The sequence below is a fragment of the Sphingomonas sp. genome, assembly GCF_035758555.1.
GTDB lineage: Bacteria > Pseudomonadota > Alphaproteobacteria > Sphingomonadales > Sphingomonadaceae > Sphingomonas_B.
In genome coordinates, this window is the sequence record NZ_DASTXI010000175.1 from 21,463 (window position 1) to 27,639 (window position 6,177).

At 66.3% G+C, this 6,177-nt stretch carries 3 protein-coding genes; 2 read left to right on the plus strand and 1 reads right to left on the minus strand.

Going from position 1 to position 6,177, the window contains the following annotated elements:
* The first annotated feature begins 78 nt into the window (after window positions 1-78).
* Window positions 79-1,380 carry an ATP-dependent protease ATPase subunit HslU gene (gene hslU, locus VFT73_RS10295; RefSeq protein WP_326410646.1) on the plus strand — a complete coding sequence of 434 codons (1,302 nt, stop codon included), beginning with the start codon at window positions 79-81 and terminating at the stop codon, window positions 1,378-1,380.
* A 151-nt stretch (window positions 1,381-1,531) separates the two neighbouring features.
* Here the strand turns inward: hslU and VFT73_RS10300 are convergent, their stop codons facing one another.
* Window positions 1,532-2,629, minus strand: coding sequence for a hypothetical protein (locus VFT73_RS10300; protein ID WP_326410648.1), 1,098 nt, complete (start codon window positions 2,627-2,629; stop codon window positions 1,532-1,534).
* Between the two features lie 321 nt (window positions 2,630-2,950).
* Here VFT73_RS10300 and rpoB point away from each other — a divergent pair.
* Window positions 2,951-6,177, plus strand: a 3,227-nt coding sequence (rpoB, locus tag VFT73_RS10305) for a DNA-directed RNA polymerase subunit beta (protein WP_326410650.1), incomplete at its 3' end; no start/stop codon positions are given.

Below are 6,177 nucleotides of genomic sequence, written 5' to 3' on the forward strand. Positions count from 1 at the left end.
AGCGAAGTCGAGACACGGCCGGTCACCTTACAATCGTCTCTCGACCTCGCTCGAGACGAACGGGTTCAAAGTTCCAAGATGCAAGACAATCTCACTCCCAAAGCCATTGTCGCTTCCCTCGACGAACACATTATCGGCCAGACCGAGGCCAAGCGCGCGGTCGCGGTTGCGCTGCGCAACCGCTGGCGCCGGCAGAAGCTGGAACCGGCCCTGCGCGACGAGGTCACGCCCAAGAACATCCTGATGATCGGACCCACCGGCTGCGGCAAGACCGAGATCAGCCGCAGGCTGGCGAAGCTCGCCGACGCGCCGTTCGTGAAGGTCGAGGCGACCAAGTTCACCGAGGTCGGCTATGTCGGCCGCGACGTCGAGCAGATCGCCCGCGACCTGGTCGAGGAAGCGATCAGGCTGGAAAAGGAACGCCGCCGCGCAGCCGTGATCGACAAGGCCGAGGCGGCTGCACTGGACCGGCTGCTCGATGCGCTGACCGGCAAGGGATCGAGCGAGGCGACCCGCGCCGCCTTCCGCCAGCGCTTCGAGGAGGGCGTGCTCGACGACAAGGAAATCGAGGTCGAGCTCGCTCACCAGCCGCAGATGCCGTTCGACATTCCCGGCATGAACGGTCAGGTCGGGATGATCAACCTGTCCGACATCATGTCCAAGGCGATGGGCGGCGGCCAGACCAAGAAGCGCAAGATCAATGTCCGCGCCGCCTGGGAGAAATTGCTGGAGGAAGAGGCCGACAAGCGCCTCGACAAGGACGAAGTCAGCCGCCAGGCGCTCGCCGATGCCGAAGCGAACGGCATCGTTTTCCTCGACGAGATCGACAAGATCGCGGTCAGCGACGTGCGCGGCGGCTCGGTCAGCCGCGAAGGCGTGCAGCGCGACCTGCTGCCGCTGATCGAAGGCACGACTGTCGCGACCAAATACGGGCCGATGAAGACCGACCATATCCTCTTCATCGCGTCAGGGGCGTTCCACGTCGCCAAGCCCAGCGACCTGCTGCCGGAACTCCAGGGGCGGCTGCCGATCCGGGTCGAGCTGAAGGCGCTGACGGAAGAGGACTTCGTGCGCATCCTGACCGACACCAAGGCGTCGCTGCCCCAGCAATACAAGGCGCTGATCGCCACCGAAGGGGTGGAGATCGACTTCACCGACGACGGCATCGCCGCAGTCGCGCGGATCGCTGCGGAAGTGAACGGCCAAGTCGAAAATATCGGCGCCCGCCGGCTGCAGACGGTCATGGAAAAGCTGCTGGAACAGGTCAGCTTCGACGCCGAGGACCGCAAGGGCGAGAAGCTGGTTATCGACCGTGCCTATGTCGAAGCGCAGCTCAGCGACATCGCGCGCGATACGGATTTGTCGAAGTACGTGCTTTAGAGCACTTCTTCGATGCTGGAGCCATAGCGCTCGTCCCGAGCGAAGCGAAGCGCGTAGTCGAGGGGCGCTTGGCTGGGAGCGGCGCCCCTCGACTACGGCCTTCGGCCTCCGCTCGGGACGAGCGACTAACGGCGGACGCAATCGAACAACGTCACGCCCGTTCCAGCACGTCGTGCAGGCGGGCTTCGGCGTCGCCTTCGGTCATGTCGATCTCGAAGGTCGCGGCGATCCGGCCTTCGCCGCCCATCGGCAGCGGATAGCGGGCTTCGGCGACCAGGATCGGCGTGCCGGCGTCGCTCGGCAGCACCACCCGGGTGTCGACGCTCTCGTCCGCGCCGGCTGCCACGTCCACCGTGGCAACGTCGGCCGCCGAACGCGTCTCGATCAGCGCCTGTTCGCTGTCCGACGATTCGGCGCCGCTGAGCATCCAGGTCGACACCTTCACGTCATGCGCGGGTGCGTCGCCAGAGTTGCTGACCGTCACTTCGACTTCCAGCGAATCCTCGGCGCGGACTGGGCGCAGGCCGATGTCGATCCACGGGCGGCCCGCGGCATCGGCCGCAGCGACCGGCGCCGCGGCGAGCGGCGCCTCGATCACCGGCTCTTCGACCACGGTTTCTTCGGCCGGCGCATAATAAGTGTCGTCATAGGCCTCGGCGCGCGACCGGCGGCGGCGCGAGAGCAGCCAGGCGGCGAGCGCCAGGATCGCGATCACCGGGATTGCGAGCATGCCCCAGGCGGCCGCGCTGCTCAGTTCCTCAGGCTGCGCCTCGGGGGCAGGGACCGGCGCGACGGCAGGTGCCGCGGCGGGGGCCGGAAGCGGCGCCGCGCTGACCGGCGCTGGAAGCGGCTCGGCAGGCGCAGCCTCAGGCGATGGTGCCGCAACCGGGGTAGCGGCAGCCTGCGGAGCAGCGCGGGCAGCACGGCTTGTCGCCGCGGGTGCCGGCGCACGCGCGGTGCGCCGCGCCGGAGCGGTCGCGGCGGGTGCCTCCGTCGCCGTCGCTTCGGGCGGCGGGGCAGGCGGCGGAGGCACGTTCTGGACCACCGCCGATTGCGGCGCGAAAGTGATCGACGGCGATGCGGTCGGAGCCGGCGCCGGAGCGGCCGCTTCGGGCGTCGTCACCGGCGGCGGTGCCGGGGTCAGGATGGGCGGGGTGACCGACTGCACGTCTTGCGCAGCGGCAGGGATCGCGGCGGAACCAAGCAACAGACCGAGCGCGACCCGGCGAGCGATGTGATTCTGTGTCATAGTCGCAGCGCAACGGCCTTTCGGCTCGACTGGTCGCAAGCGTTGCGACCAGCCGTGCTCCCGGATCGCCCAGCGGCAAGTCCATTGGACAATTTCGGCTTTACTTTCGCGTGCGACCCCTTTGACAGGCGGCGTCTGCGCCCCTATATCGCGCGCCTCACCACAGTTTTCGGGAAATGGCTCGCAATGGCGCGGCGTGCCGAACGAATGGAAGACTGTCGGTTGGCCAGGACGCTTGAAGCTGCGGTTCTCTTGACGGGAGCACGCGGCTTTTTGCGTCTTGATCGCGTCCCGATTCTAACGGCGAGGCACTAAACCCCCATGGCGACTCAGGCAGTTCCGGCTTCGGCTGGCCGCGCGTCCAAGCGCATCCGCAAGGTCTTCGGCAATATCCACGAAGTGGTGCAGATGCCGAACCTGATCGAGGTCCAGCGCGAAAGCTACGAACAGTTCCTGCGCTCCGATCCGTCGATCGGCTATGTCTCCGGCCTGGAAAAGACGCTGCGCAGCGTCTTCCCGATCCGCGATTTCGCCGGCACCGCCGAGCTCGATTTCGTCCATTACGAGCTGGAGCCGCCGAAATACGACACCGACGAATGCCGCCAGCGCGGCATCACCTTCGCGGCGCCGATGCGCGTCACGCTGCGCCTGATCGTGTTCGAGGTCGATCCCGATACCGAAAGCCGCTCCGTGCTCGATATCAAGGAGCAGGACGTCTACATGGGCGACATGCCGCTCATGACCGAGAACGGCACCTTCATCATCAACGGCACCGAGCGCGTCATCGTCTCGCAGATGCACCGGTCGCCGGGTGTGCTGTTCGACCATGACCGCGGCAAGACCCACGCCAGCGGCAAGTATCTCTTCGCCGCCCGCGTGATCCCGTATCGCGGCAGCTGGCTCGATTTCGAGTTCGACGCCAAGGACATCGTCAATGTCCGCATCGACCGCAAGCGCAAGCTGCCGGTCACCTCTCTGCTGTTCGCGCTCGGCCTGAACTCGGAGGAAATCCTCCACCACTTCTACAACACCGTGACGTGGGAGCGCGGCGAGGGCGGCTGGAAAGTGCCGTTCATCGCCGAGAATTGGCGCGGTGCGAAGCCGGCGTTCGACGTCGTCAACGGGGAGACCGGCGAAGTCGTGTTCCCCGCCAGCCAGAAGGTCACGCCGCGCGCCGCCAACAAGGCAGCCAAGGACGGCCTCACGACGCTGCTGATCCCGACCGAGGAAATCTTCGGCCGCTATTCGGCACTCGACCTGATCAACGAGGCGACCGGCGAAATCTATATCGAGGCGGGCGACGAGGTCTCGGCCGAGAATCTGGAGAAGCTGGACAAGGCCGGGCTCGACCGCGTCGAGCTGCTCGATATCGACCATGTCAACACCGGCCCCTGGATCCGCAACACGCTGAAGGCCGACAAGGCCGAGGACCGCGATCAGGCGCTCAGCGACATCTACCGCGTCATGCGCCCCGGCGAGCCGCCGACGCGCGAGACGGCGGAGGCGCTGTTCGCCGGCCTGTTCTTCGATCCCGAGCGCTACGACCTGTCGGCCGTCGGCCGCGTCAAGCTCAACATGCGCCTCGGCCTCGATGCCGAGGACACGATCACGACGCTGCGCACCGAGGATATCCTCGCGGTCGTCAAGGAGCTCGTGAACCTGAAGGACGGCAAGGGCGAGATCGACGATATCGACAATCTCGGCAATCGCCGCGTCCGTTCTGTGGGCGAACTTCTTGAAAATCAGTATCGCGTCGGCCTGCTCCGCATGGAGCGCGCCGTGAAGGAGCGCATGAGCTCGGTCGACGTCTCGACCGTCATGCCGAACGATCTGATCAACGCGAAGCCCGCGGTCGCGGCGGTGCGCGAGTTCTTCGGCTCGTCGCAGCTGTCGCAGTTCATGGACCAGACCAACCCGCTCAGCGAAGTGACGCACAAGCGCCGCGTCTCGGCGCTCGGGCCGGGCGGCCTCACCCGCGAGCGCGCGGGCTTCGAGGTGCGCGACGTCCATCCGACCCACTACGGCCGCATCTGCCCGATCGAGACGCCGGAAGGCCCGAACATCGGTCTGATCAACAGCCTCGCGAGCTTCAGCCGCGTCAACAAATACGGCTTCATCGAGACGCCGTATCGCCGGATCGTCGACGGCAAGGTGACCAATGAGGTCGTCTATCTGTCGGCGATGGAAGAGGCGAAGCACACGATCGCGCAGGCGAACGCGGAGCTGGACGCAGAAGGCCGTTTCACCGAGGAATTGGTTTCGTCGCGGCAGGCGGGCGAGTTCCTGATGGCGCTGCCCGACACGATCACGCTGATGGACGTGTCGCCGAAGCAGCTGGTGTCGGTCGCGGCGTCGCTGATCCCGTTCCTGGAGAATGACGACGCCAACCGCGCGCTGATGGGCTCGAACATGCAGCGCCAGGCAGTGCCGCTGGTCCGCGCCGAGGCGCCGTTCGTAGGCACCGGCATGGAAGAGACGGTCGCGCGCGATTCGGGTGCTGCGATCGCCGCCAAGCGTTCGGGCATCGTCGACCAGGTGGACGCGACCCGCATCGTCGTCCGCGCGACCGGCGAGGTAGAGGCGGGCAAGTCCGGCGTCGACATCTACCGGCTGATGAAGTTCGAGCGCTCGAACCAGTCGACCTGCATCAATCAGCGTCCGCTGGTGAAGGTGGGCGACGTGGTCAACGCCGGCGACATCATCGCCGACGGCCCGTCGACCGAGTTCGGCGAGCTCGCGCTCGGCCGCAACGCGCTCGTCGCGTTCATGCCGTGGAACGGCTACAACTACGAGGACTCGATCCTGATCTCCGAGCGGATCGTGAAGGACGACGTGTTTACGTCGATCCACATCGACGAGTTCGAAGTGATGGCTCGCGACACCAAGCTCGGGCCCGAAGACATCACCCGCGACATTCCGAACGTCGGCGAGGAAGCGCTGCGCAACCTCGACGAGGCGGGCATCGTCTATATCGGCGCCGAGGTGGAGCCGGGCGATATCCTGGTCGGCAAGATCACGCCCAAGGGCGAAAGCCCGATGACGCCGGAGGAAAAGCTGCTCCGCGCGATCTTCGGCGAGAAGGCGTCCGACGTGCGCGACACCTCGCTGCGGCTGCCGCCGGGCGTGGCCGGCACGATCGTCGACGTGCGCGTGTTCAACCGTCACGGCATCGACAAGGACGAGCGTGCGCTGGCGATCGAGCGCGAGGAGATCGAGCGCCTGAAGAAGGACGCCGACGACGAGCGCGCGATCCTGAACCGCGCCACCTGGTCGCGGCTGCGCGAGATGCTGGTCGGCCAGGTCGCAACCGCGGCGCCGAAGGGCGTCAAGAAGGGCGCGACCATCGATGCCGACCTGCTGGAAGGCGTCGAGAAGCACGAATGGTGGAAGTTCGCCGTCCAGGACGACAAGGTCCAGGCCGATCTGGAAGCCGTGAAGGGCCAGTATGACGAGGCCGTCAAGCTGATCAACGAGAAGTTCGAGGATCGGCGCGAGAAGCTGGAGCGGGGCGACGAGCTGCCGCCGGGCGTCTTGAAGATGGTCAAGGT

Coding starts and splice junctions, on each gene's coding strand:
- hslU (WP_326410646.1), top strand. CDS start 79: ATGCAAGACAATCTCACTCCCAAAGCCATTGTCGCTTCCCTCGACGAA.
- VFT73_RS10300 (WP_326410648.1), bottom strand. CDS start 2,629: ATGACACAGAATCACATCGCTCGCCGGGTCGCGCTCGGTCTGTTGCTT.